Consider the following 26199-nt stretch of genomic DNA (forward strand, 5'->3'; position numbering starts at 1 on the left):
ACTAAATTTCTTCTTTTTTTCGATTTTAATGTGAAATATTCACAAAAAGTTTAAAAAAATGCAGTTTTTCTAGAATTTCTATTAGAAAAGTAGGTATGAAAAGACCCCACACGGTTTAACCTTGCGGGGTAGATTTAAAGTCTAGTTAGAATCTATTTTGTTGGAATTGAAATTTCAATCAATTTATCAGAATAGAGGGTTTTGATATTTGCTTCATCAATAACTTGTTTATCAATTTTACGATTTAAGAAGAATTCTTGGATTTTCTCAATTTCTTTTTCACGGATTGCACGATGTTTATTGGAAATGAGGATTTCGTAATGAAGCGGTGCCTGAGTAAAAATAACATCTGTGTTACCTGCAGAATAGACTTCTACAAGCGTTGCGTCAGTGCTTTCTAACTGACTTTTAACAAGAAGCGAGTGTGAATTTGTAGTATTGATGAGCTTCATAAGGTTTCCTCCTATATTTCTATGTCTATTATAGCACTTTTTGGGAAATTTGGTAAAGATAGTTTAAATTTGATGCTGTTTTTTCCAAGCTTCAATTGCCCACTTATGACTACCACGTTTCAAGTTTGCAATAGCTTCATCAATTGGGAACCAAGCTAGATGATTAAAGTCTTCTAAAGGTTTTTGAATTTCTTGATAGGAAGTAGCTTCATAGAGATAGGCTGGATTGTAGTAGTAGGTATCACGATGACTAGAATAGAAATACTCATCCGCTTGTCCATAATAGGTGCCGATTTCAGCAGTAAAGCCCAACTCTTCAATCAGTTCTCGTTTGAGAGCTTCGAGATGGTTTTCGCCTGCTTCAATCTCCCCACCAGGTAAGAACCATGCACCATTTGGAGCTTGAACGAGGATAATCTTTTCATGGTTTGAATCCGGTATGACTGCATAAACACCATATCGAGTTTTATAGGTTACTCCCTCTTTTTTTTCTCCAAATGTTGGATTTGTCATAACATTCTCCTTCGTGAGTGCGCTTTCTTTCTATAATAGTAAAGAATGCTCTCACTGTCAAGCAAGAACATTCTTTTGTATTTGAGGGACTAGTCGTTTGATTCGACTGTTTCCGTTTTATTTTTTGACTTAATCATGATCTTACCTTTACTTGTCATGACTGCCTTGAGGTCTTTTTCACTAGGGTTTTCAAGGTAGTAGTCTGTAATTGCATCTTCGATATAGTCTTGAATGGTACGACGTAGTGGACGAGCCCCCATTTTTGGATCGTAACCAAGGTCTACAAGTTTTTCTTTAACCTTTTCTGTGACATCGAGATGGATATTATTGCTGGAGAGTCGTTTATTCACATCATCCAGCATGAGGTCAACGATTTGAAGGAGATTTTCTTTGCTGAGAGCCTTGAATTCGATAATACCATCAAAGCGGTTCATGAATTCTGGGCTAAAGAAGTTGCCTAATTCTCCAAGGACAGAGTTGGTACGACCTTCTCTAGCAGCACCAAAACCAACGCTAGCTTCTGCCTTACCTGTACCTGCATTTGAGGTCATGATAATGATGGCGTCTTTAAAGCTAACAGTCCGACCTTGACCATCTGTTAAACGACCATCATCCAATACTTGAAGGAACATATGCATAACATCTGGATGGGCTTTTTCAACTTCATCCAAGAGGATCAGTGAGTAGGGGTTACGACGAACCTTTTCAGTCAATTGACCAGCTTCATCATAGCCGACGTATCCTGGAGGGGCACCGACAAGTTTAGCAACACTGTGTTTTTCCATGTATTCACTCATATCAAAGCGAATCATGCTATCAGCAGAACCAAAGAGTTCGATAGCTAGTTGTTTAGAAAGTTCTGTTTTACCAACACCAGTAGGACCAACAAAGAGGAAGCTACCGATTGGACGGTTTGGAGTGCCTAGACCAACACGGTTACGACGAATAGCCTTAGCAATCTTATCGACAGCATCATCTTGACCAATAACATGAGCCTTGAGGTCATCTGCTAGGTTGATCAGTTGAGACTGTTCTTTTTCTTTAAGGTCGCCAACTGGAATGTTGGTCTTTTGTTCGATGATGTGCTCAATCGTCTTTTCACTGATGATTGGGGTATCCTGATCCGTTACCTTAGTCTTTTGCATTTCCTTATACTTAGCAATCTGGTCACGGAAGTAGGCTGCTTTTTCAAAATCTTCATCGCGAGTTGCTTGAGCCTTGAGGTTTTCTGCTTCAATTAGGCGTTGGTCGATGACCTTCGGATCCACAAAATTCAGGGTTAAGTTCATTTTAGAACCAGCTTCATCTAGGAGGTCAATGGCCTTATCCGGCAAGAAACGATCTTGGATGTAGCGATTAGAGAGAGTAGCAGCTGCTTCGATAGCTCCATCAGTATAGTGAACATGGTGGTAATCTTCGTATTTCTTTTGAATCCCTTTCAGGATAATAATGGTTTCTTCAACAGTTGGTTCATCAACCTTGACCGGTTGCATACGACGTTCAAGGGCTGCATCTTTTTCGATGATGCGGTATTCATTGAGAGTAGTAGCACCAACTAGTTGGAGTTCGCCACGAGCAAGAGCTGGTTTCAGGATATTTCCTGCATCCATATTTCCTTCTCCAGCAGAACCAGCACCGACAATTTCATGAATTTCGTCGATAAAGAGGATGACGTCTTTGCGCTCACGAATTTCTTCCATGAGTTTTTGCATACGTTCTTCAAACTGGCCTCGGATACCTGTACCTTGGACAAGGCTGACAACATCTAGGCGAATGACTTCTTTCCCTTGAAGTTTATGGGGAACATCACCATCGACGATTTTTTGAGCTAAGCCCTCGACAACGGCTGTCTTACCAACACCAGGCTCACCAATAAGGACAGGATTGTTTTTGGTTCTACGGTTGAGAATTTCAATAACACGGATGATTTCTTCGTCACGACCAATCACAGGGTCGATATTTCCACGACGGGCAATCTCCGTTACATTGATACCATATTCCTCCAAGAGGCCCTTTTCTTGGCTAGGAGGAGGTGTTTGAGCTGGTCCACGATTTTGAGAACCATAACCCCCATTACCACCGTATCCGCCACCTGACTGGGTTGGAGGAACATTATTATTAGAAGAAGGTCTAAAGTTGTTTAAATCATTGAAGAAGTCTCCAAATGGATCAAAATCGCGATTGTTTAAATCTGTAATGCCTTTGAATAAGCTATTGTTAGGATCTGTTTTGATAATTTTGTAGCAATTTTGGCAAAGATCGATTTGCTTTTGTTGCCCATTAAGATTTGTGTAAAGATGGATTGTTGAGTCATTGATTTTACAATTTTGACAGAGCATACCTCTACCTCGTTTCTTTTTTGGCTTTGACTAAAAAAGAAAGGTCAAAAATAGTCAAAGTTCTTTAGTCTCATTATATCATGATTAAAGGGGAAAGCAAGCAAAAAGATTGCTTGTTACAATTAAACATTCCAGGCAATTCTTACTAGACTTTAGTGATAAAAATAAAAATCCCATTTGTCATGCAAAAAGGATTTTCTTGGTCAAAGCAGAAGTATTCTCTGCCTTTATTTAACGATTAGTATAAAAGTTCGTAGATTTCCATCGCAATAAGGTCGATGCTATCAAATGTATAAGTTTCACGAGCTTCAACGTCACGAAGTGTGAAAAGTGGTCCGTTTTCTTCGTCGTGGTTAAAAGCAACCTCTGCGACAACAACTCCTTCGCGCTCAAAGTTACGTTTTAAGTTACCACCATCTTTTGTCATTGCTTCTAAGCGATTGATGATTCTAACCAAATGTGATTCCATTTTGATTCTCCTCCATTTCTTATCTTTACTATTTTACCACAAACAGACTCTACTTGACTAGAAAAAACTAGGATTTCTCGCTATTTCTCTTGCCTTTGAAAATTTATTGAAAATCTTAAAGGAAAATGTTGCATTTTTATGCAAAATATGTTATCCTTATACAAGTTTTAAGTTTAAAAATTAAAAATAGAAAGTAGTGTATCCATGAATTTTTCTTTTTTACCGAAATACCTGCCATACTTTAACTATGGTGCTGTTGTTACGATTATTATCTCGATCTTAGTTGTCTTTTTGGGAACCATTTTAGGGGTAGTGTTGGCCTTTGCACAACGTTCAAAGATTAAGCCACTTGCTTGGTTCGCTAATCTTTATATCTGGATTTTCCGCGGAACTCCGATGATGGTACAGATTATGATTGCCTATGCATTGATGCATATTAGTGCTCCAACGATTCAAATTGGGATTTTGGATGTTGACCTTACTCGTTTGATCCCAGGGATTATTATTATCTCTATGAATAGTGGTGCCTATGTATCAGAAACTGTTCGTGCTGGGATTAATGCAGTGCCAAAGGGACAGTTAGAAGCAGCGTATTCACTAGGTATTCGCCCTAAAAATGCTATGCGCTATGTCATCCTACCACAGGCTATTAAGAATATTTTACCAGCCTTGGGGAATGAGTTTATTACCATTATCAAGGATAGCTCGCTCTTGTCAGCTATCGGAGTTATGGAATTGTGGAATGGAGCAACTACAGTATCAACAACAACTTATTTACCATTGACTCCACTTCTATTTGCAGCCTTTTACTACTTAATTATGACATCTATCTTGACACTAGCCTTGAAAGCTTTTGAAAATCGTATGGGACAAGGAGATAAGAAATAATGACTGAAACACTTATAAAAATTGAAAACCTTCATAAAAGCTTTGGAAAAAATGAAGTTTTAAAAGGGATTGATCTTGAAATTAAAAAAGGGGAAGTAGTGGTCATTATCGGGCCTTCTGGTAGCGGTAAGTCAACCCTCCTTCGCTCTATGAATCTTCTCGAAGAAGCTACAAAAGGGAAAGTTATCTTTGAAGGTGTTGACATTACGGATAAGAAAAATGACCTCTTTGCCATGCGTGAAAAAATGGGAATGGTTTTCCAACAATTTAATCTCTTCCCAAATATGACAGTTATGGAAAACATTACACTTTCTCCAATTAAGACTAAGGGTGAAAGTAAGGAAGTGGCTGAAAAGAGAGCGCATGAGCTCTTGGAGAAGGTTGGTTTGCCAGATAAGGCCGATGCCTATCCACAAAGTTTGTCTGGAGGTCAGCAACAACGTATTGCTATCGCTCGTGGTCTTGCTATGGAACCAGATGTCCTACTCTTTGATGAACCGACTTCTGCCCTAGACCCAGAAATGGTAGGGGAAGTACTAGCAGTTATGCAAGAACTTGCCAAGTCAGGTATGACCATGGTTATCGTAACGCATGAAATGGGCTTTGCGCGTGAAGTAGCAGACCATGTCATCTTTATGGCAGACGGTGTTGTTGTCGAGGATGGAACACCTGAGGAAATTTTTGAACAAACACAAGAACAAAGAACCAAGGATTTCTTGAGTAAGGTTTTGTAAAATATCGTTTATTAGAAAAGCTCCAAGGGGGCTTTTTCTTATAGCTTCAGACTATAGGGTATCTTAGGTAAGAAGTGTTAGAAGGTCGAGCGATTTTTTGTTATAATAAAAGATATTTGTTAGAAAAGAGAAAATACATGACACAGATTATTGATGGGAAGGCTTTAGCAGCCAAGCTACAAGGACAACTAGCTGAAAAAACAGCCAAACTAAAGGAAGAGACAGGCTTGGTTCCTGGTTTAGTGGTTATTTTGGTTGGTGATAATCCTGCTAGCCAGGTTTACGTTCGTAACAAGGAACGTTCAGCTATCGCAGCAGGTTTCCAAAGTGAAGTTTTACGTGTTCCGGATACCATTACTCAAGAGGAGTTGTTGGAGTTGATTGCCAAATACAATCAAGATCCAGCTTGGCATGGGATTTTGGTCCAGTTACCTTTGCCAAAACACATCGATGAAGAAGCTGTTTTATTGGCTATTGACCCTGAAAAGGATGTAGATGGTTTTCATCCGCTCAACATGGGGTGTCTTTGGTCTGGTCACCCAGTCATGATTCCTTCAACTCCAGCAGGGATTATGGAGATGTTTCATGAGTATGGGATTGACTTAGAAGGTAAAAATGCAGTCGTTATTGGTCGTTCAAATATCGTTGGTAAACCAATGGCTCAGTTGCTGTTGGCTAAAAATGCAACTGTAACCTTGACCCACTCGCGCACCCACAATCTAGCCCAAGTAGCTTCTAAAGCCGATATTCTTGTAGTAGCAATTGGTCGTGCTAAGTTTGTGACCGCTGATTTTGTCAAACCTGGAGCAGTTGTCATTGATGTGGGGATGAACCGAGATGAAAATGGCAAGCTCTGTGGAGATGTTGACTACGATGCTGTTGCACCAGTCGCTAGCCATATCACACCTGTACCTGGTGGAGTAGGACCTATGACCATTACCATGCTGATGGAGCAGACCTATCAAGCTGCATTGCGTAGTTTGGATAAAGATTGATTATTTCTGTAATTATTGATAGGTACTTCAAGACAAGTTCTAAAAAGAACTTGTTTTTTTTGCTCGATTTCTACTAAAATTCCAGTAAAACTTCTACAAATTATTGAAAAACTTCTACTATTTTGATATATTAAAACTATCAATATGTATATGTAAAATGAAGTAAGCGTCTAGAGGGAGGTTTATTTTTTGAAGGAAAATGTAATCGCTTACTATAACTTAGAAAGGAACCATAATGGATAAGAGATTTTTTGAAAAACGGTGTCATTTTAGTATTCGTAAATTCGCAATAGGAGCGGCTTCGGTTATGATTGGAGCTAGTATATTTGGTCTTCAGATAGCGCAAGCAGCTGAAACTGAAACAGCTAGTTCGAGTGAAGAAACAATTCATCAAGTTCAGCCTTTAGATAAACTTCCAGATGATCTTGCAGCGGCCATTGCAAAAGCTGAACAAAACAGTCCACAAGATTCTACTACTGATAAAGAAGAAAAGGATAAGGTAGAAACTGAAAAACCAGCGACTGAAAAACCAGTAACGGAAGAAAAGGCGACTGCGGCAACAAGTCCTAAGGAAGAAAAGGAAGCAGAAGTAGTCACCCCTAAGGAAGACAAAACTGAGAAACCAGCAACTGCAGTGGATGAAAAAGCGCCTACAGTTTCAGAAGCTAGTTCTGAAAAGCCAGCAGTTTTGGAAGAACATACTGCTGAAGCTAATCAGAATAAACCAGTAACCAGTGATAAGGCTAAGGAAGAAAATACTTCTGCAACAGCATTACCTCAAGTTACCAAAGAGAAAGAAAAAGAAGCCCAACTTTTACAGGAAAGAAAACAAAATTTCAACAAAGACTGGTACTTTAAATTAAATTCTCAGGGTGATTTTTCTAAGAAAGATGTAGATGTTCATGATTGGTCTAAGTTGAACCTTCCTCATGACTGGAGTATTTATTTTGACTTTGATCACAAGTCTCCTGCCCGCAATGAAGGTGGTCAGTTAAACGGTGGTACGGCTTGGTATCGCAAGACTTTCACTGTAGATGAAGCTGCCAAAGACAAAGATGTTCGTATTAATTTTGATGGAGTTTACATGGACTCTAAGGTCTATGTAAATGGTAAATTTGTGGGTCATTATCCAAGTGGTTACAATCATTTTTCATACGACATCACTGAATTTTTAACTAAAGATGGTAGTGAAAATACCATTGCTGTCCAAGTTACCAATAAACAGCCAAGTAGTCGTTGGTATTCAGGAAGTGGTATCTATCGTGATGTGACGCTGAGCTATCGTGACAAGGTGCAAGTAGCTGAAAATGGAAATCATATTACAACTCCAAAATTGGCTGAGCAAAAAGACGGCAATGTTGAAACACAAATCCAAAGCAAGATTAAAAACACTGCCAAGACTCTAGCCAAGGTATTTGTAGAACAACAGATTTTTACCAAGGAAGGTAAGGCTGTTTCAGATTTAGTTCGCTCTGTAACTAAGAATTTATCAGGAAATGAGACAGCAGACTTTAAGCAAACGATTTTGGTTAACAAGCCAACCCTCTGGACAACAAAAAGTTACCATCCTCAGCTCTATGTTCTAAAAACAAAGGTTTACAATGAAGGTCAGCTAGTTGATGTAACAGAAGATACTTTTGGTTATCGTTATTTCAACTGGACAGCCAAAGATGGATTCTCTCTAAATGGTGAGAGAATGAAATTCCACGGGGTTAGTATTCACCATGACAACGGTGCCTTGGGATCAGAAGAGAATTATAAGGCAACCTATCGTAAATTGAAACTATTGAAGGATATGGGAGTTAACTCTATCCGTACAACCCACAACCCAGCAAGTCCACAGTTGCTCGACGCTGCTGCAAATCTAGGACTTTTGGTCCAAGAAGAAGCCTTTGATACATGGTATCGTGGCAAGAAAACGTATGACTACGGACGTTTCTTTGACCAAGATGCAACTCACCCAGAAGCTAAGAAGGGTGAAAAGTGGTCTGATTTTGACCTCAGAACCATGGTCGAACGTGATAAAAATAATCCATCCATCGTCATGTGGTCACTCGGTAACGAAGTGGATGAAGCAGATGGAGGTGAGCGCTCACTAGAAACAGCCAAGCGTTTGAAAGCTGTCATCAAAGCTATCGATACAGAGCGCTATGTGACCATGGGTGAGAACAAATTTAGTAATAGGTCTACAGGAGAGTTCTTAAAATTGGCAGCAATCATGGATGCTGTCGGGATGAACTATGGTGAACGGAACTATGACGCTGTTCGTAGGGCTCATCCAGACTGGTTAATCTACGGTTCAGAAACTTCTTCAGCAACTCGAACTCGTGATTCCTACTTTGATCCTGCTCATTTACTCAGTCATGACAACCGTCGTAATCGTCATTATGAACAATCCGACTATGGAAATGACCGTGTTGGATGGGGTAGAACAGCTACTGAATCTTGGACTTTCGACCGTGATCGTGCCGGATATGCAGGTCAGTTCATCTGGACTGGTTTTGACTATATCGGTGAACCAACACCTTGGCATAACCAAGATAATACACCGGTGAAAAGTTCATTCTTCGGTATTATCGATACGGCTGGTTTGCCTAAGAATGATTTCTATCTCTACCGTAGTGAATGGTATAGTGCCAAAGAAAAACCAACCGTTCGTATCATGCCTCACTGGAATTGGACAGATGAGACACTCAAAGAACGCAATATGCTGGTCAATGGTAAGATTCCTGTACGGACCTTCTCAAATGCTGCCAGCGTAGAATTACTGTTGAACGACAAGTCTCTTGGCAAGAAAGAATTCACCAAGAAAACCACTGCGGATGGTCGACCTTATCATGAAGGTGCTAACCCTGGTGAATTGTATCTTGAGTGGTTGGTGGAATATAAACCAGGCACCTTGACTGCTATTGCTCGTGATGAAAATGGTAAAGAGATTGCGCGTGATAGTGTAACAACAGCAGGAGAACCTGCTAGAGTTCGTCTCACCAAGGAAGAACATGTTATCACTGCAGATGGTAAAGATTTGTCTTACATCCATTATGAAATCGTTGATGAAGATGGCAATGTCGTTCCAACTGCCAATAATCTTGTTCATTTCAATCTTCATGGTCAAGGGCAAATCGTTGGTGTGGACAATGGGGAACAAGCTAGCCGTGAACGCTACAAAGCTCAAAAAGATGGTACATGGCAAAGAAAAGCCTTCAATGGTAAAGGTGTTGTCATTGTTAAATCTACTGAAAAAGAAGGGAAATTCACTCTATATGCGGATTCTGCAGGTTTAGCTTCTGATCAAGCAACAGTCACAACCGTTTCAGGTAAGAAAGAAAATCGCCACTTTGTCGCTTTTGCCCCTGTTAAGGCGACTACTGATGTCAGTGAAAATCCTAAATTGCCAGAAACTGTGACAGCTATTTATAGCGATGGTAGTGTCGAAGAAAAAGCTGTGACATGGGCAATCCCAGATGATCTCCGTGCAAGTGCTGGCGCGAAAAAAGTCCTAGGTAGTGTGGAAGGTATCGAATCCAAGGCTGAGGCTCTTGTCAAGGTCATTGCCCTTGATAAGTGGTTACCTAAAGTAGCAACCGTTCCTGTTGGTACAGCTGTTGAAGATTTGGATAAGACGGTTACAGCTGTTTTATCAGATGGGAACTTGGTTGATGCGGATGTTGTTTCTTGGACCTTGAAAGATCCATCTGCCTTGACAAAAGAAGGTGGACGAACTGAAGCAACTGGTAAATTAGTAGGTAATGACTATGAGGTGAAAGCAACCTTTATCGCAAGTAATAAGGAAACCGAAAGCACTGTTACAGGTCTCACTGTCGGTGACAAAGCTCTTGCTGACTTTGAGTCTGGAAAGACCTATTACCGAGTAACCCTTCCTTACAGTGCTGAGATTCCAAGTGTTGGTGCACAAACTACTGGCTACCAAGTAACAGTTCAACAGGCTTCGGCTGCTAATGATTATCAGGCTTCTGTATTCTTGAGTGACCAAAAGGGTGATTTGGTTCAAACATATTTGATTCAGTTTGTGAAGGAAGCCCCTGCCTTGACACGCTTGGAAGTAAGTGTAGAAGGAAAAGAGAATGCAACTGAAGATCAAACCCTTCCATATCATGTCATTGGACATTACGAAGATGGTTCACAAAGTGAATTTTCAGCTTCAGATATTCATTTGGATGCTAGCTCTTCTGATGGCGGACATCTTGAAGTAAACGGACAGAACTTGCTACTTTACACGAAAGGTAGTGTGACGCTTACTCCTCGTATTGACAATCAAACAGAGAAAACACAATCTGTAGCCACTGTAGTGGTCATCAAAGAAAATAAAGCAGAAAAGAAAATTGTCAAACTTCATCCTGTTTCAATCTCTACAGATATCAATCAGCAACCGAATTTGCCTGATCAAATCGGAGCAGAATTTGACCAAGGTTTGCCTCGTAAGGTAGCTGTAACTTGGGACAAGGTAGATGCAAAAGAACTCGCTAGCTATCATAGCTTTACTCTTAAAGGGCATGTAGAAGGTACAGATATTGAAGCTACTGCCAATGTGACTGTTGAAGGTTTGCAGGTCGCAGAAGAAATCAGTCTCACTCTTCCTAAAGGTGAAACTGTTCAATTGCCAGCTAATGTACGCGCCTACCATTCTAATGGAACAACTGTTTATAAAGATGTCGTTTGGGACAAGGTTCCAGCCAACTTTAGTCAAACTGAAGGTATCTTTGAAATCAAAGGTCAATTGGTTGGTAGCCATCTGACTACCAAGGCTCATGTGCGTGTTTCCAGTCAGGTTGTTGCAGGAAATAATATCTCTAAACAATGGACAGGTTCTCAATTACCAGCGGCTATCGTATCCAATACTGGTGGGGATGATTCGGCAAATACCTTGAACGATTTGACAGTTTCAAGAGCTAATACAGATGTCAAGAATCGTTGGACTACATGGCAAACAGGTACAGATAATGATTGGGCATCTATCTTATTTGGTAATTCAGGAGATTTGACCAAACGCTTTGTTGATAATATTGCAGTTGATTTCTACACAGATGGTGCGATCGGACTTCCAAAAGAATATGTCATCGAGTACTATGTTGGTCAAGAAATTCCAGATCTGCCAACTGATGTCAATCATGCTCAAGGAGATGCCAAGCATCCATTCAACAATGCTGCCAACTGGAAAGAAGTTGAACATCTCAAAGCACCAGGACAATTATCCGCAAGCCAAACTAACTACTTTACATTTGATAAGGTTGAGACCTATGCAGTTCGTATTCGTATGAAGAAGGCAAATGGAACAGATGGTGTCGGTTTGACCGAAATCACTATCTTGGGAAATAAAGTCCCAAGCGCTACAAGTTCAGAGATTACAATCAAAGTAGACGGTCAGAACCTTCAACATTTCAATCCAGCTAAGACAGACTACCATATTGCTAAAACGAGCAAAGAAATCACTGCAACAGCTAGCAACAATGGTGTAGTAACGATTGTCCCTGCCACAAGTCCAACAGGAGCAACTCGTCTCATTTTGAAGGCAGAAGACGGAACCATCTTGAAAGAATACCGTATCTTCCGTGATGGTGAAAAAGAATCTACACAACCAGTAGCTGCAGAAAATGGTGCTGTGACATTAAATGTTGGTGATAAGCTTCAACTACCTACAGAAGTGATAGTCTACTACCCATCAGAAACAGACTGGACGACAGATAAACTAGCCGTAGAATGGGATGCAGTTCCTGAACATGCGACAGACCAAGAAGGCACCTTTGAAGTGCTTGGTCATATTCTAGGAACAGACTTGACAACGAAGATGCAGGTGACTGTTCTAGCAAGAGGAAATCAAGTTATCTCAGAGAATGCAAGCAATAATGCGACAGATTCTAAGGCATTTGCCTCTACTACAAACGATACCGATGCCGCTTCTAATGATAGAATCTTCTATATCAATGATGGTCGATTTAATGAAGATGGACGTTGGACTAACTGGTCTCGTACTCCAAGAGATCAAGAAGTATCTGTAGGGGTACTCTTTAAGAAGAATGGTCAGATTACACCTCAATCTGTAGGAAAAGTAGCCATTCAGTTCTTCAAAGACAGTGGAACAGATGCACCTGCGACAATGGTACTTGAAAGATATGTTGGACCAGCTTATTCTGAACCAAGCACTATTTCACGTTATGAGGAAAATGCGGACCATCCGTTTAACAAGGCAGAAAATTGGCAAGAAATTCCTTATAAGGCATCGGCTGCAATCGTGGCTGGTAAACCAATCGAATTTACCTTTGATCCAATTCAGACAACCGCTATTCGCGCACGTATGACTCGCAAATCAACCACGAATGGTCTAGCGATGGTTGAGTTTAGTGCTTATTCTCCAGCTAAAGCAAGTGATTCAGAAACACCTGCAGTGACTATTTCAGTTGCTGGAAAAGCATTGGAAAACTTTGATCCTGCTGTTTCAGAATATCGATTAGCCGCTAATGGAGCGAAACCACAGGTGACTGTCCAAACAAGTGGTCATGGTGTAGCGACTGTCGTTGAGTCAAGTCAAGACAATCTTCCAACGCTTGTTCGACTTCTTGCTAAAGATGGTAGTCTCGTGAAAGAATATCGTCTATACTTCCAAGCTGGTTCTGAAGCTAGTCATGCAGTGGATGATCAAGCTCTTGTCCTAGACCGTCCAAGTTTGGAAATTGAGAAAGCTGTCATTCCATTCAAGGAAATTATTCGTGAGAATAGTGACTTAGCCCAAGATGAACGTCGTATCGTCACAGAAGGTAAAAATGGAGAAAAAGTAGACTATGTCGAAGTATTAGGAACAAGTCGTAAAATTGTTCACACTGAAACAATAGATGCAAAAGATCAAATTGTTGAAGTAGGAGTAAAACCAGTTGTTACTAGTAGCAAGGGTGACGAGCCAGCTCCAGTTCTTGAGGTTCCAGAATTCAAAGGTGGAGTTAATTGGGTCGAAGCTGCAATCAATGAGGTTCCTGAATTCAAGGGTGGAGCTAATTGGGTTGAAGCAGCTAAGAATGAAATCCCAGAGTTCAAGGGCGGAGTCAATGCTGTCAAAGCAGACAAGAACGAGCTCCCAGAATACAAAGGACCTTTAGGTACTGCGGGTGACCAAGCAGCTCCAACAATCGAAAAACCAGTTGCAGACGTTCGAGCCCTATCTGACAAACCTTCAGGAACTCCAACTCCTGCTGAGCAGATCCAAGATTCAAAAGTTCTTGAACAAGCTTCTGGAAAAGAAGACTCAGCAAGACTACCAGAAACTGGCGAAAGTCAATCTGATACTGCTATTTTCCTAGCTGGTCTCAGTCTAGCCTTATCAGCGGCATTCCTAAATGGGAAACGCAAGGAAGAGTAAGGATTCATAACTCACTATTCTTAAAAGGCTGATCATTATAAAATAAGGAGAAGACATTATTGTCTTCTCCTTTATTAATTGGGTAGTGAGGTGTATAATGAAAGTAAGAGAATGTAAGGAGAAGGACCATGATTGTAAAAGTTTGTAATGCAGATTTTAGTCTCCAGTGGGATGGGATATATCAATTTGCTCTTGAAAACTATCCTCAGATTAAAGAATGGGAATTGGAGAAGCTAGCAAAGTTTATTGCTTACGAACAGGACCATCATCGTCAGACTATTGTGGAATGTGAGAATCATGAATTAAATATACAAATTCATGATTACTTGCAAGACCATAGCTATTTTCCTCCCTACAGACCAAGTCATCGCCTTGTAGCTTCTACCTATGATATCCAGAGGAAGTTGGTTACTTCCAATTGTTGTAGTCATACTTGTACAGTTGAGGCGGCTCAGGATATTTTTCAGACTGGAAAAATCATGTCGGCGGTAAAAGTATTTGGTAAAAGTGGGGCTGAGCTAGTTACAGATAGTCGTAATGCAGCTTCTGATCCAGCAGACTATTTTGACTATATCATGTTCGGATGGTCTAATATGACTTCGGGTTACCGACTCGCTATGGAGCGTTTGTTAGGACGGGCACCGTCTGAGGAGGAATTGCAAGAAAAGTTCATTCCTGGAGTTAGTTTTCATTTTCTGTATGAAGAATTGATTCAAGCACCAGGTTATATATTTGATGGCTATCATGTTGCGAAGGTAAAAGATAGTTTAGATTTGGATACCTTTCTTCATTTGTGTGTTATTCCTTCAAAAGATAAGGCTTGTTTTGAAGGTTTAATTCCTAGTCAATTACAAGATAGAGTGATTTACCTAGACTATGAGGGAGAAGGGCTACAGGCTTAGAATACTAAAGTTAATCAAGTACTACATGGTAAGGATAAGTTGAAGGAGTAGTGTATGAAAGAGATTAATCAAGCTCTACTAAAAAAAGTGATCATCGAGCGTCCTCGTTCTAGTCATAAGGGAGACTACGGTCGTCTTCTCTTGATTGGTGGAACGTATCCTTATGGGGGAGCGATTATTATGGCTGCCTTAGGAGCGGTTAGAAGTGGTGCAGGCTTAGTGACCGTAGCAACGGACAAGGAGAATATTCCTGCTCTGCATAGCCATCTGCCTGAGGCTATGGCTTTTGACCTTGATGATAAACAATTACTTGAAAAGCAGTTGCAGAAGGCTAGTATTGTCTTGGTTGGACCTGGATTAGTGGATGATGAGCGTGGAGAAGAGCTTCTCCAAACAGTCTTTCATCATTTAGACAAAGATCAGACCCTCATACTGGATGGTGGTGCCCTATCTATTTTTGCTAGAATGGGGATGAAATTTCCTACAGCTCAGCTTGTTTTAACTCCACATCAAAGGGAATGGCAAATCTTGTCAGGCTTAGATTTGACTTCTCAAGGATCTGAGGAAACAGGAGAGACTTTGAAGAGTTTTCCTTCAGGGACGATTCTAGTTCAAAAAGGTCCTGCGACTCGAATCTGGCAAGCTGGTCAAGCTGATTTTTATCAGTTAGAGGTTGGGGGTCCCTATCAGGCGACTGGGGGTATGGGGGATACTCTGGCTGGGATGATTGCTGGCTTTGCAGGCCAATTCCCACAAGTTAGTCTCTATGAAAGAGTGACAGTAGCGACCTATCTACATTCAGCAATTGCCCAAGAACTAGCTGAGAACAATTATGTCGTTCTGCCAACCACGATTAGTCAACATATTCCCACATTCATGAAGAAAATACAAAAAGACACCTGAGTTTTTCAGGTGTCTTTTGACTATTAGAAGAGGCCTTTGACCTTATCTACAAGACCGTCAAGACCTTCTGAGCCTGAAACCAATGCTTGAGCTTGGCTAAGGTAATCCCCTAGTTGATCCTTATTTTCTTCAACAAAGGTTTTTGCTGCAGAAAAATCTTTTTTCTCAACGAGTTCTTTTACTTGATTAAACAAATCCAATGGGTTCATGAATTTCCTCCTTTTCTACCATTTTATTCAATCATTTTTGTTCAAATCTTGCAAGAAACTTGACTCTTCAAATAAAGTTCATGGGTGTCAAATGGTGTAAATTTTGATATAATTTTTAGTGATGAATTTTAGAAATGATCGGTATGTGGTTGTAGATTTAGAAGCAACAAGTACCGGAAGCAAGGCAAAAATCATCCAAGTGGGAATTGTAGTCATTGAAGACGGTGAGATTGTTGAGCAATATGCCACTGATGTCAATCCGCATGAACACTTGGATTCTCATATCAAAGAATTAACGGGTTTGACTGATAAGCGTTTAGCAAAGGCTCCAGAGTTTTCCCAGGTAGCTGGAAAGATTTTTGAACTGGTCAAAGACGGTATTTTTGTTGCGCACAATGTTCAGTTCGATGCCAATTTGTTGGCAGAATTCCTATTTTTTGAAGGTTATGAATTACGCACCCCTCGTATCGATACGGTTGAGTTGGCTCAAGTCTTTTATCCTCAGCTTGAGAAGTATAATCTTGGTATTCTTTGCCAAGAGTTGGGGATTCCACTTGAGCAAGCTCATACAGCCCTTTCTGACGCCCAAGCAACTGCAGAACTCTTTCTTTGTATGAGACAAAAGATGTTTCAACTTCCAAAAGGTTTGTTGGAACGCTTATTGAGTTTGTCAGATAGCCTATTGTATGAATCTTACATGGTTATCGAGGAAGTTTATCAGAAACAGTCTCTCCTAGTTGAACATGACTTGGTCGAGGTGCAAGGTCTATTTTTGAGAAAAGAAAAATCAGCTCTTTCTCCTCGAAAACTATCTAAAGATTTCCAGACCAATATTGCCTTGTTGGGGTTGGAGGAAAGAAACTTGCAGGAGCGCTTTGCCCAAAAGGTTCAAGAGTTTTTACAAGGGGAAGATATTTCTTTTATTCAGGCTCAAACAGGAATTGGAAAAACGTATGGCTATCTCCTGCCAACCTTGTCTCTTGAGAATGAAGGAGGGATCCTACTTAGTGTTCCAACTAAAATCCTTCAAAATCAGGTAATGCATGAGGAGGCTAAAAAACTCGAAGAGATTTTCCATATCTCTATTCACAGTCTCAAAGGACCACAGAATTACTTGAAGTTAGATGCCCTTCATGCAACATTAGAGGAAGAAGAGTCCAATCGTTTGTATACGCGTTTCAAGATGCAACTCCTAGTTTGGCTGACTGAGACAGATACTGGTGACTTAGACGAAATTGGTCAACTTTATCGCTACCAGCAATTTTTACCAAACTTGGTGCATGATGGAAATCTTCACAAAGATTCTCTCTTTTGGTTAGAGGATTTTTGGAGACGTGGTCAGGAAAAAGCGCGTTCTTGTAAGTTGCTAGTGACCAATCATGCTTACCTCGTTACTCGACTTGAAGATGATCCGAGTCTTTTAGAGGGACGTCTCTTGATTTTGGATGAAGCCCAGAAAATCTTGTTGACCTTGGAAAATCTTTCTCGAAAATCTTATTTGCTTACAGATTTGCTAGAACAATTAGACCAAGCTCTATCTACAGAAGAAGGCATGCTTGAAAGACGCTTGCTAGAGAGTATTCGTTTTGAGCTTTCTTATCTGCTGGAGCAGTTTCTATCTGGTAAACGTAAGATGTGCCCAGCTAGTAGTATTGATAAGCTCCGACAGGATTTTTCAGAGTTGAATCTTCTAGAATTTAAAGACTATCAGAGATTTTTCTCGTCTGAAGGAGAATTTTGGTTATCAGTTTCAGAACTCTCTAGTAAAAAAATCGAGATTACTTCTAGTCGCAATCAGCGTTTGCTATTTTCTCAGATATTTCCAGAATCCTGCCAGCTTCTCGGAATCTCTGCAACCCTAGAAATTAGTAGCAGAGTTTCTTTGCCAGAATTGTTAGGATTCCCGCAAGCAAACATTTATTACCTAGATGAACAGTTTCAGGAAAATCAGGAGATTTTGTTGGTGAATGATTTTCCATTGGTGACTGAAGTTTCGCTTGAGGAGTATGCACAAGCAGTTGTGGAAGTTCTAGAAGACTTGTCCTACCTGGAAGAACCGATTTTAGTCTTATTTACTGCAAAAGATTTATTGTTGCAGGTATCTGATACTTTAAGAATTCCCCATATAGCCCAATATAAGCATGGGGAACCAGCTCAATTGAAAAAACGCTTTGAAAAAGGAGAGCGTGAGCTCTTACTTGGAGCAGGGAGTTTCTGGGAAGGTGTCGATTTTTCCAGACATTCTCGGGTGATTGAAGTGGTGACACGTTTGCCTTTCCAAAATCCAGAGGATCCATTTACCAAAAAGATGAATCAAGAACTTCGTCTTGAAGGGAAGAACCCTTTTTATGATTACCAACTTCCTATGGCGATTATTCGTCTTAAGCAAGCGATAGGTAGGACCATGCGCCGAGTTGGTCAACGTTCCGCAGTTTTGATTTTAGATAGCCGTTTGTCAAGTAAACGATATGGCAAACAAATCAGCAGGGCCTTGTCTCGCACTAGTCGAGTAAGGAACATTAGCCGAGAGCAAGTATTTGTCAACGTTCAAGATTTTTTAAAGAAACAATGAAATGAATACCAGAAAGAATGAAGGAGGCCGTTATGAAACGTTCATTCGACTCTAGGGTCGATTATAGTTTAATATTACCAGTGTTTTGTTTATTGGTAATTGGAGTTGTAGCGATTTATATAGCAGTTAGTCATGACTACCCAAACAATGTTTGGCCTATACTTGGACAGCAACTGGCATGGATAGCGCTAGGTATTATCTTCAGTTTTGTAGTCATGTTTTTTAACACAAAATTTTTATGGCAGTCCACCCCCTATCTATATGGTCTTGGTCTAGCCTTGATGGTCTTACCCTTGGTCTTCTATAATCCAAGTTTAGTAGCTGCAACAGGTGCAAAAAACTGGGTATCAATCGGTGGTTATACACTTTTTCAACCTTCCGAATTCATGAAGATATCTTATATCTTGATGCTGGCCTATGTGATTGTAACTTTCACTAAAAAATACAAGGACAAAGCACGGACCATCGGTTTAGATTTCCTTTTAATTCTTTGGATGATCGTTTTCACGATTCCAGTTCTAGTGTTACTAGCCTTACAAAGTGACCTTGGAACGGCAATGGTTTTTGTTGCAATCTTTGCAGGTCTTGTCTTGTTGTCAGGTGTTTCTTGGAAGATTATCATTCCAGTCTTTGTAACAGTTGTATCAGCCATTACAGGATTTTTAGCCATCTTCATTACAAAGGATGGGCGTGCCTTTATGCATCAACTTGGCATGCCGACTTATCAGATAAACCGTATCCTGGCTTGGCTCAATCCCTTTGATTATGCTCAAACAACTACCTATCAACAGGCTCAAGGTCAAATTGCCATCGGTAGTGGTGGAGTATTTGGCCAAGGATTCAATGTGTCCAATCTCCTCATTCCAGTCCGTGAGAGTGACATGATCTTCACAGTTATCGCTGAAGATTTTGGTTTTATTGGTTCAGTAGTAGTGATTGCACTCTATCTGCTCCTCATCTATCGTATGTTAAAGATTACTCTCAAATCTAACAATCAATTTTACACCTATATCTCAACTGGATTTATCATGATGCTCTTGTTCCATATCTTTGAAAATATAGGTGCGGTTACTGGTCTTCTTCCTCTGACAGGGATTCCTTTGCCCTTTATTTCTCAAGGAGGATCAGCTATTATCAGTAATCTTATTGGTATAGGTTTGCTTTTATCGATGAGCTACCAAACTCATTTAGCTGATGAAAAGAGTGGCCGAACAAGATTCAAACGTAAAAAAGTTGTATTGAAGAAAGTGAAATAAGGAGGTCACTATGCCTAAAGTTGCAGTTATTCTAGCAGACGGTTTTGAGGAAATCGAAGCCCTAACTGTCGTAGACGTCTTGCGTCGTGCAAATATTACCTGTCATATGGTCGGATTTGATGAAAAAGTGACAGGTTCACATGCTATTCAAGTTCAAGCTGATCAGGTATTTAACGGTGATTTATCTGAATATGACATGATTGTCCTTCCAGGAGGTATGCCTGGTTCTGCTCACTTGCGGGACAATGAGCAATTGATTGCAGAACTTCAAAAATGTGAGCAAGTTGGTAAAACAGTAGCAGCCATCTGTGCAGCACCGATTGCTTTAAATCGAGCAGGTCTTCTAGAGGGAAGAAACTTCACCTGCTATGATGGCGTTCAAGAACAAATTGCTAACGGTCACTACCATAAAGAAACAGTCGTTGTAGATGGCAATATCATTACGAGCCGTGGTCCAGCAACAGCTTTGGCTTTTGCCTATCACTTAGTTGATACGCTTGGCGGAGATGCGGAATCTCTGAGAAATGGGATGCTCTATACAGACGTATTTGAAAAATAATAAAGAAACTGAGAAGGATCTTTCTTACTTGAGAAGATTCTTCTCTTTTTTTAAGGTCAAAATCAAGCTAAACATCGCTTTTTTCATAAAAAAATGCTATAATGAAGGGTATGAAATATCACGATTACATCTGGGATTTAGGTGGTACTCTGCTTGATAATTATGAGACTTCTACAGCAGCTTTTGTAGAAACCTTGGCAGAGTTTGGAATTGAGCAGGAGCACGACAGTGTCTACGAAGCTTTAAAGGTTTCGACTGCCTTTGCCATCGAAAAGTATGCTCCAGGTATTGAAAACTTTCTTGAGAAATATAAAGAAAATGAAGCCCGTGAGCTTGAACACCCAGTATTGTTTGATGGGATTCCTGCGCTCTTGGAAAAGATTTCAGACCAAGGTGGTCGTAATTTCTTGGTTTCTCATCGAAATGATCAAGTGTTGGAGATTCTTTCAAAAACAAAGATAGCGCCATACTTTACAGAAGTAGTGACAGCTAGTTCAGGATTTAAACGTAAACCAAATCCCGAATCGATGATTTATTTGCGTGATAAGTATCATATAACATCAGGGCTGGTTATTGGTGACCGTGCTATTGATGTAGAGGCAGGACATGCTGCAGGCTTAGATGCCTATCTTTTTGAGAACGTTGTAGCGTTAAAACAAGCAATAGACATGTAAGAAAAAGGGGAAACATGACAGAAGATATTAAAAACCAACAGGCACAAGATTATGATGCCAGTCAAATTCAAGTTTTGGAAGGTCTGGAAGCCGTTCGTATGCGTCCAGGTATGTACATCGGTTCAACTTCGAAGGAAGGTCTTCACCACCTAGTCTGGGAAATCGTAGATAACTCTATCGACGAAGCCTTGGCTGGATTCGCTAGTCATATCGAAGTTTTTATTGAGCCAGATGATTCAATTACAGTTATTGACGATGGTCGTGGGATTCCAGTTGATATCCAGGAAAAAACAGGTCGTCCTGCCGTTGAAACAGTCTTTACAGTTCTTCACGCCGGAGGTAAATTCGGCGGTGGCGGATACAAGGTATCTGGTGGTCTCCACGGTGTTGGTTCATCCGTTGTAAACGCTCTTTCAACTCGGTTGGATGTTCGTGTTCATAAAAACGGAAAGATTCATTACCAAGAATACCGTCGTGGGCATGTTGTGGCTGACCTAGAGGTGATTGGAGATACAGATAAAACAGGAACAATCGTTCACTTTACTCCAGATCCAGAAATTTTTACAGAGACAACAACATTTGATTTTGACAAATTAAATAAACGGATTCAAGAGTTAGCCTTCTTGAATCGTGGTCTTCAAATCTCTATCACTGACAAACGCGAAGGACTAGAGCAGACTAAGCATTATCACTACGAAGGTGGGATTGCGAGCTACGTTGAGTACATCAACGAAAACAAGGATGTTATCTTTGATACCCCAATCTACACAGATGGTGAAATGGATGACATCACAGTTGAAGTCGCCATGCAGTACACAACTGGTTACCATGAAAATGTCATGAGTTTCGCTAACAATATTCATACTCATGAAGGTGGAACACATGAACAAGGTTTCCGTACAGCCTTAACTCGTGTGATTAATGACTACGCTCGTAAAAACAAACTTCTAAAAGATAACGAAGATAACCTAACAGGGGAAGATGTCCGTGAAGGATTGACTGCTGTAATCTCAGTGAAGCATCCAAACCCACAGTTTGAAGGTCAAACAAAGACTAAACTTGGGAATAGTGAAGTTGTGAAGATTACCAATCGCCTCTTCAGTGATGCATTTTCTGACTTCCTTTTGGAAAATCCACAGATTGCTAAGCGCATCGTAGAAAAAGGGATTTTGGCAGCCAAAGCGCGTGTTGCTGCCAAGCGTGCGCGTGAAGTTACTCGTAAGAAATCTGGTTTAGAAATCTCAAATCTTCCTGGGAAATTGGCTGACTGTTCATCGAACAATCCAGCTGAAACGGAACTCTTTATCGTCGAAGGAGACTCAGCGGGAGGTTCTGCAAAATCAGGACGTGACCGTGAGTTTCAAGCAATCTTGCCTATTCGTGGTAAAATCCTTAACGTTGAAAAGGCAAGTATGGATAAAATTCTTGCCAATGAAGAAATCCGTAGCCTTTTCACAGCTATGGGAACAGGATTTGGTGCAGAGTTTGATGTCAGCAAGGCTCGATACCAAAAACTGGTTATCATGACGGATGCCGATGTCGATGGAGCTCACATTCGTACCCTCTTGTTAACTCTGATTTATCGCTATATGAAACCTGTTTTAGAGGCAGGCTATGTTTATATCGCACAACCACCAATTTACGGTGTGAAAGTCGGTAGTGAGATTAAAGAATATATTCAACCTGGAGCAGACCAAGAAATCCGCCTACAAGAAGCCCTAGCTCGCTATAGCGAAGGTCGTTCTAAACCAACCATTCAACGTTATAAAGGTCTTGGAGAGATGGATGACCACCAACTTTGGGAAACTACTATGAATCCTGAACATCGTCTCATGGCTCGTGTATCAGTAGATGACGCTGCAGAAGCAGATAAGATTTTTGATATGCTCATGGGTGATCGAGTAGAACCACGTCGAGAATTTATCGAAGAAAACGCTGTTTACAGTACTCTTGACGTATAAAAATATTGGGAAATAGTTCCCAAGGTTTGAAAAATATGATATAATCATTACAATTGTGTCATGTATAAAAGGAGTTTGATATGTCAAATAATCAGTTGATTATTACTTTGATTGGAATTGCAGTCCTGCTTCTTATTGCTTTTGCAGTAGCAATTTTGCTACGTAAACGAAATGAGAGTAGACTTGTAGCTTTAGAAGAAAAAAAAGAAGAACTATATAACCTTCCTGTTAATGATGAGGTAGAGGTTGTCAAAAACATGCATCTGATTGGTCAAAGTCAGGTTGCTTTTAGAGAATGGAACCAAAAATGGGTAGATTTGTCTCTTAACTCTTTTGCAGATATCGAGAATAACCTCTTTGAAGCTGAAGGATACAATAACTCATTCCGTTTCTTGAAAGCTAAGCACCAGATTGATCAAATTGAAAGTCAAATCCAACTTGTTGAAGAAGATATTGCAGCAATTCGTAATGCCTTATCTGAGTTGGAAAAACAAGAGTCAAAAAATAGTGGACGTGTTCTGCATGCCCTAGATTTATTTGAGAAACTACAAAACACTGTAGCTGAAGATCCTGAAAAATATGGTCAAGCTCTTCCAGAAATTGAAAAACAATTGGAGAACATCCAATCTGAGTTTTCTCAATTTGTAACCTTGAATTCATCGGGAGATCCGGTTGAAGCAGCTGGCATTTTAGATAACGCTGAAAATCATATTTTAGCTTTGACACATATCGTTGAAAGAATTCCAGCGATTGTCATTAAGCTTACTACTGAATTGCCAGAACAACTTGAAGATTTAGAAGCAGGTTACCGCAAGCTTTTAGATGAAAACTACCATTTTGTAGAGACTGATATCGAATCTCGTCTTCAACTTCTCTATGAAGCCTTGAAGAATAATCATGAAAATATCCGTACATTGGAGTTGGATAATGCAGAGTATGAAAACACTCAAATCCAAGAAGAAATCAATGCACTTTATGATATTTTCACTCGTGAAATTGCAGCCCATAAAGCTTTTGAGAAATTGGTAACTACCCTTCCTACCTATCTTAAACACTTGAAAGAAAACAATCAGGTACTAGTTAAAGATATCGAACGTCTTGGGAAAACCTATTTGATTTCAGAAAGCGATGTGAATCGAGTTCGTCGTCTTCAAGCTGATATCTCAGCCTTGAATGCTACTATTGAAGAAATGACTCATGCAGAGTCAGAAGTTTCAGAAGCATATTCTGTCTTACAAGAACGTTTGGAAAATCTCCAATCTACATTAAAAGATATTGAAGATGACCAAATCGGTGTTAGTGAACGTCTCGTTAAAATTGAAAAAGATGACATCAATGCTCGTCAAAAAGCAAATGTATATGTCAACCGTCTGCATACGATTAAACGCTACATGGAGAAGAGAAATCTTCCAGGAATTCCACAAAAATTCTTGAAGCTCTTCTTTGATGCAAGTCACAGTACAGAAGACTTGATGGCTGAGCTGGAACAAGCGCAAGTGAATATCGAATCTGTGAATCGCATCCTTGAGATTGCGACAAATGATATGAATATGTTAGAAGAAGAAACATACAGTATCGTTCAAAATGCAACATTGACAGAACAATTGCTTCAATATTCGAACCGTTACAGATCATTTGATGATCGTATTCAACAAGCTTTCCAAGAAGCTTTGAATATCTTTGAAACAACATTTGATTATCAAGCATCTTTCGAAAAAATCTCTCAAGCATTAGAAGTTGCTGAGCCTGGTGTTACCAATCGCTTCGTTACTTCTTATGAAAAAACAAGAGAAAGTATTCGTTTCTAATTTATAAAAGAATCCTAGATTTTTCTAGGGTTCTTTTACTTTTCTTTACCTATTTTAAATCTTTTTGTGCCATGTTTTCATTGAAATTATAGCTCATATTTGATATGATAAGACTATGACAAAAAAGAGATTACCCCAGAATAAAGTAAAGAAGAAAAACAATAAAAAACTTGGCATTCTTGTCTTGCTTTTGTTTTTCACAATGCTAGCACTCGGTAGTGTGATTACCTATAAAGTGTTGAACAAGCAAGCCTTTGAACAGAAGATTGAGAGTCTCAAGAAGGAAAAAGATGAAGCCTACTCCCAAGGAAGTCAAAAAGAACATTTCCGCAAAGAGAAATCGGAAATCATCACCTATTATCCACTAGTAGGAGACAGCCTTATTTCCTCTGTCAAAGATATCATCGTAAAAGACATCACTGACAAAGTAGAAGGTAAAGAACAGTTAATTTTTTATTACTCAGAAAAAGGGGATTCCTCTTTAACTGGGGTTGAAAATCGTGTGATTAAAAAACAGGCCTATGACTTGGCAAATTCTAATGTCGTTGAATTAGAAAATACAACTTTAGACCAGCTGTATCTGAAAGAGGATGGCTCTATCTTTACCTTGGACCAATTCTTTACAGACCCATCCACAGCCAAAGAAAAAGTCCTTGAGGGAGTAAAGTCAACTCTCCAAGATAAAAAAGTAGATCAATCAGTTGTTGACCAAGTTTTAGCTGATTTCTCAGCTGCAGAATTGTCAAGCTGGATGTTTGCTTACAAAGATAGTCAATTGGTTCTATATCCAGTCAAAGCAATGACTAATGTAGAAGAAATAGCAATGCCTATTTCTGATTTCTTTGATTATATTCAAACATCCTATCTAACAGAGAAAGATGCTGAACTTTATAAAAAAGTTCAAGCAGAAAAACATAAAAAAGTTGTAGCCTTAACCTTTGATGATGGTCCAAATGCAACAACAACTCCACAAGCCTTAGATATCTTAGCTAAGTACAAAATCAAAGCAACCTTCTTTGTAATGGGTCAAAATATCAGTGGGAATGAAGCTATCCTCAAACGTATGCAGGCTGAGGGACATGAAGTAGGAAATCATAGTTGGAACCATCCAGTTTTAACACAACTCTCATTAGAAGATGCTAAGAAACAAATTACGGATACAGAATCAGCAATCACTAGTGTGCTCGGGAAGAGTACAAAATTGATGCGTCCGCCATATGGTGCTATTTCGGATGATATTCGTAATAGCCTTGATTTGAGCTTTATCATGTGGGATGTAGATAGCTTAGACTGGAAGAGTAAAAACGAAGCTGCTATTTTAACAGAAATTCAACGTCAAACGACTGATGGTTCTATTATCCTTATACACGATATCCATCAAACATCTGTTAACTCATTGCCAAAAGTTATTGAATATTTGCAGGGACAAGGGTATAGCTTTGTTACAGTCTCTGAGTTACTAGGGAATCATGTAAAACCACATGAGATATACTATTCTCGTAACCAATAGTTGAAATTAAATTCAAATATTAGAAAAAAACTAAAAAAGATTATTTTTATCTTGACAAGTAGGAAAAAACTTGATATCATATACAA

18 protein-coding genes are annotated in these 26199 nt (G+C 39.8%); 13 read left to right on the forward strand and 5 right to left on the reverse strand.

The window, feature by feature from the left end; genetic code table 11:
* Positions 1-152: 152 nt before the first annotated feature.
* The 4 genes from HMPREF1481_RS02740 to HMPREF1481_RS02755 form a co-directional block, all read right to left on the reverse strand.
* A complete protein-coding gene (locus HMPREF1481_RS02740; RefSeq protein ID WP_016465570.1) occupies positions 153-452 on the reverse strand; it encodes a DUF1827 family protein in 300 nt (99 codons plus the stop codon).
* Positions 453-515: 63 nt separating this feature from the next.
* Complete coding sequence (locus HMPREF1481_RS02745; RefSeq protein ID WP_016465571.1) at positions 516-965, reverse strand: NUDIX hydrolase; 450 nt, start codon at positions 963-965, stop codon at positions 516-518.
* An 89-nt stretch (positions 966-1054) separates the two neighbouring features.
* Entirely contained in the window at positions 1055-3304 is a 2250-nt protein-coding gene (locus HMPREF1481_RS02750) for an ATP-dependent Clp protease ATP-binding subunit (RefSeq protein WP_016465572.1), read from the reverse strand.
* A 238-nt stretch (positions 3305-3542) separates the two neighbouring features.
* Positions 3543-3773 carry a DUF1797 family protein gene (locus tag HMPREF1481_RS02755; protein ID WP_004253825.1) on the reverse strand — a complete coding sequence of 77 codons (231 nt, stop codon included), beginning with the start codon at positions 3771-3773 and terminating at the stop codon, positions 3543-3545.
* Positions 3774-3977: 204 nt separating this feature from the next.
* Between HMPREF1481_RS02755 and HMPREF1481_RS02760 the strand changes: the two genes are divergently transcribed.
* The 6 genes from HMPREF1481_RS02760 to HMPREF1481_RS02785 all read left to right on the forward strand — a co-directional run bounded on the left by HMPREF1481_RS02760 (position 3978) and on the right by HMPREF1481_RS02785 (position 15564).
* Complete coding sequence (locus tag HMPREF1481_RS02760; protein WP_016465573.1) at positions 3978-4661, forward strand: amino acid ABC transporter permease; 684 nt, start codon at positions 3978-3980, stop codon at positions 4659-4661.
* Positions 4661-5395, forward strand: a complete 735-nt coding sequence (locus tag HMPREF1481_RS02765) for an amino acid ABC transporter ATP-binding protein (protein WP_016465574.1) — start codon at positions 4661-4663, stop codon at positions 5393-5395. Before HMPREF1481_RS02760 ends, HMPREF1481_RS02765 begins: the two co-directional genes overlap by 1 nt.
* A gap of 137 nt (positions 5396-5532) precedes the next feature.
* Entirely contained in the window at positions 5533-6390 is an 858-nt protein-coding gene (locus HMPREF1481_RS02770) for a bifunctional methylenetetrahydrofolate dehydrogenase/methenyltetrahydrofolate cyclohydrolase (RefSeq protein WP_016465575.1), read from the forward strand.
* 235 nt (positions 6391-6625) lie between these two features.
* Positions 6626-13759: an SIALI-17 repeat-containing surface protein gene (locus HMPREF1481_RS02775; RefSeq protein ID WP_016465576.1), complete on the forward strand. Its 7134-nt coding sequence runs from the start codon at positions 6626-6628 to the stop codon at positions 13757-13759.
* A gap of 128 nt (positions 13760-13887) precedes the next feature.
* Positions 13888-14661 carry a hypothetical protein gene (locus HMPREF1481_RS10490; RefSeq protein ID WP_016465577.1) on the forward strand — a complete coding sequence of 258 codons (774 nt, stop codon included), beginning with the start codon at positions 13888-13890 and terminating at the stop codon, positions 14659-14661.
* Between the two features lie 54 nt (positions 14662-14715).
* Positions 14716-15564 (forward strand): NAD(P)H-hydrate dehydratase, encoded by an 849-nt coding sequence (locus HMPREF1481_RS02785; RefSeq protein ID WP_016465578.1) that lies wholly within the window; start codon positions 14716-14718, stop codon positions 15562-15564.
* A gap of 23 nt (positions 15565-15587) precedes the next feature.
* Here the strand turns inward: HMPREF1481_RS02785 and HMPREF1481_RS02790 are convergent, their stop codons facing one another.
* On the reverse strand, positions 15588-15773 hold the full coding sequence (locus HMPREF1481_RS02790) for a hypothetical protein (protein WP_006149832.1): 186 nt from the start codon (positions 15771-15773) through the stop codon (positions 15588-15590).
* 121 nt (positions 15774-15894) lie between these two features.
* Here HMPREF1481_RS02790 and HMPREF1481_RS02795 point away from each other — a divergent pair, with 121 nt between their 5' ends.
* From HMPREF1481_RS02795 to pgdA, 7 genes are all read left to right on the forward strand, one after another.
* On the forward strand, positions 15895-18345 hold the full coding sequence (locus HMPREF1481_RS02795) for a bifunctional DnaQ family exonuclease/ATP-dependent helicase (protein ID WP_016465579.1): 2451 nt from the start codon (positions 15895-15897) through the stop codon (positions 18343-18345).
* Between the two features lie 32 nt (positions 18346-18377).
* A complete protein-coding gene (locus HMPREF1481_RS02800) occupies positions 18378-19601 on the forward strand; it encodes an FtsW/RodA/SpoVE family cell cycle protein (RefSeq protein ID WP_016465580.1) in 1224 nt (407 codons plus the stop codon).
* 10 nt (positions 19602-19611) lie between these two features.
* Complete coding sequence (locus HMPREF1481_RS02805) at positions 19612-20160, forward strand: DJ-1 family glyoxalase III (RefSeq protein ID WP_016465581.1); 549 nt, start codon at positions 19612-19614, stop codon at positions 20158-20160.
* Positions 20161-20270: 110 nt separating this feature from the next.
* Positions 20271-20834, forward strand: coding sequence for an HAD family hydrolase (locus HMPREF1481_RS02810; protein ID WP_025173249.1), 564 nt, complete (start codon positions 20271-20273; stop codon positions 20832-20834).
* Positions 20835-20848: 14 nt separating this feature from the next.
* Complete coding sequence (gene gyrB, locus HMPREF1481_RS02815; protein WP_016465583.1) at positions 20849-22795, forward strand: DNA topoisomerase (ATP-hydrolyzing) subunit B; 1947 nt, start codon at positions 20849-20851, stop codon at positions 22793-22795.
* Positions 22796-22875: 80 nt separating this feature from the next.
* The gene (ezrA, locus tag HMPREF1481_RS02820) at positions 22876-24603 is read left to right on the forward strand and encodes a septation ring formation regulator EzrA (protein WP_016465584.1); all 1728 of its coding nucleotides are present in this window, start codon (positions 22876-22878) and stop codon (positions 24601-24603) included.
* A 115-nt stretch (positions 24604-24718) separates the two neighbouring features.
* The gene (pgdA, locus tag HMPREF1481_RS02825; RefSeq protein WP_016465585.1) at positions 24719-26113 is read left to right on the forward strand and encodes a peptidoglycan-N-acetylglucosamine deacetylase PgdA; all 1395 of its coding nucleotides are present in this window, start codon (positions 24719-24721) and stop codon (positions 26111-26113) included.
* Positions 26114-26199: the final 86 nt, after the last annotated feature.

Origin of the sequence: Streptococcus sp. HPH0090, assembly GCF_000411475.1 — a bacterium.
Classification (GTDB): domain Bacteria; phylum Bacillota; class Bacilli; order Lactobacillales; family Streptococcaceae; genus Streptococcus.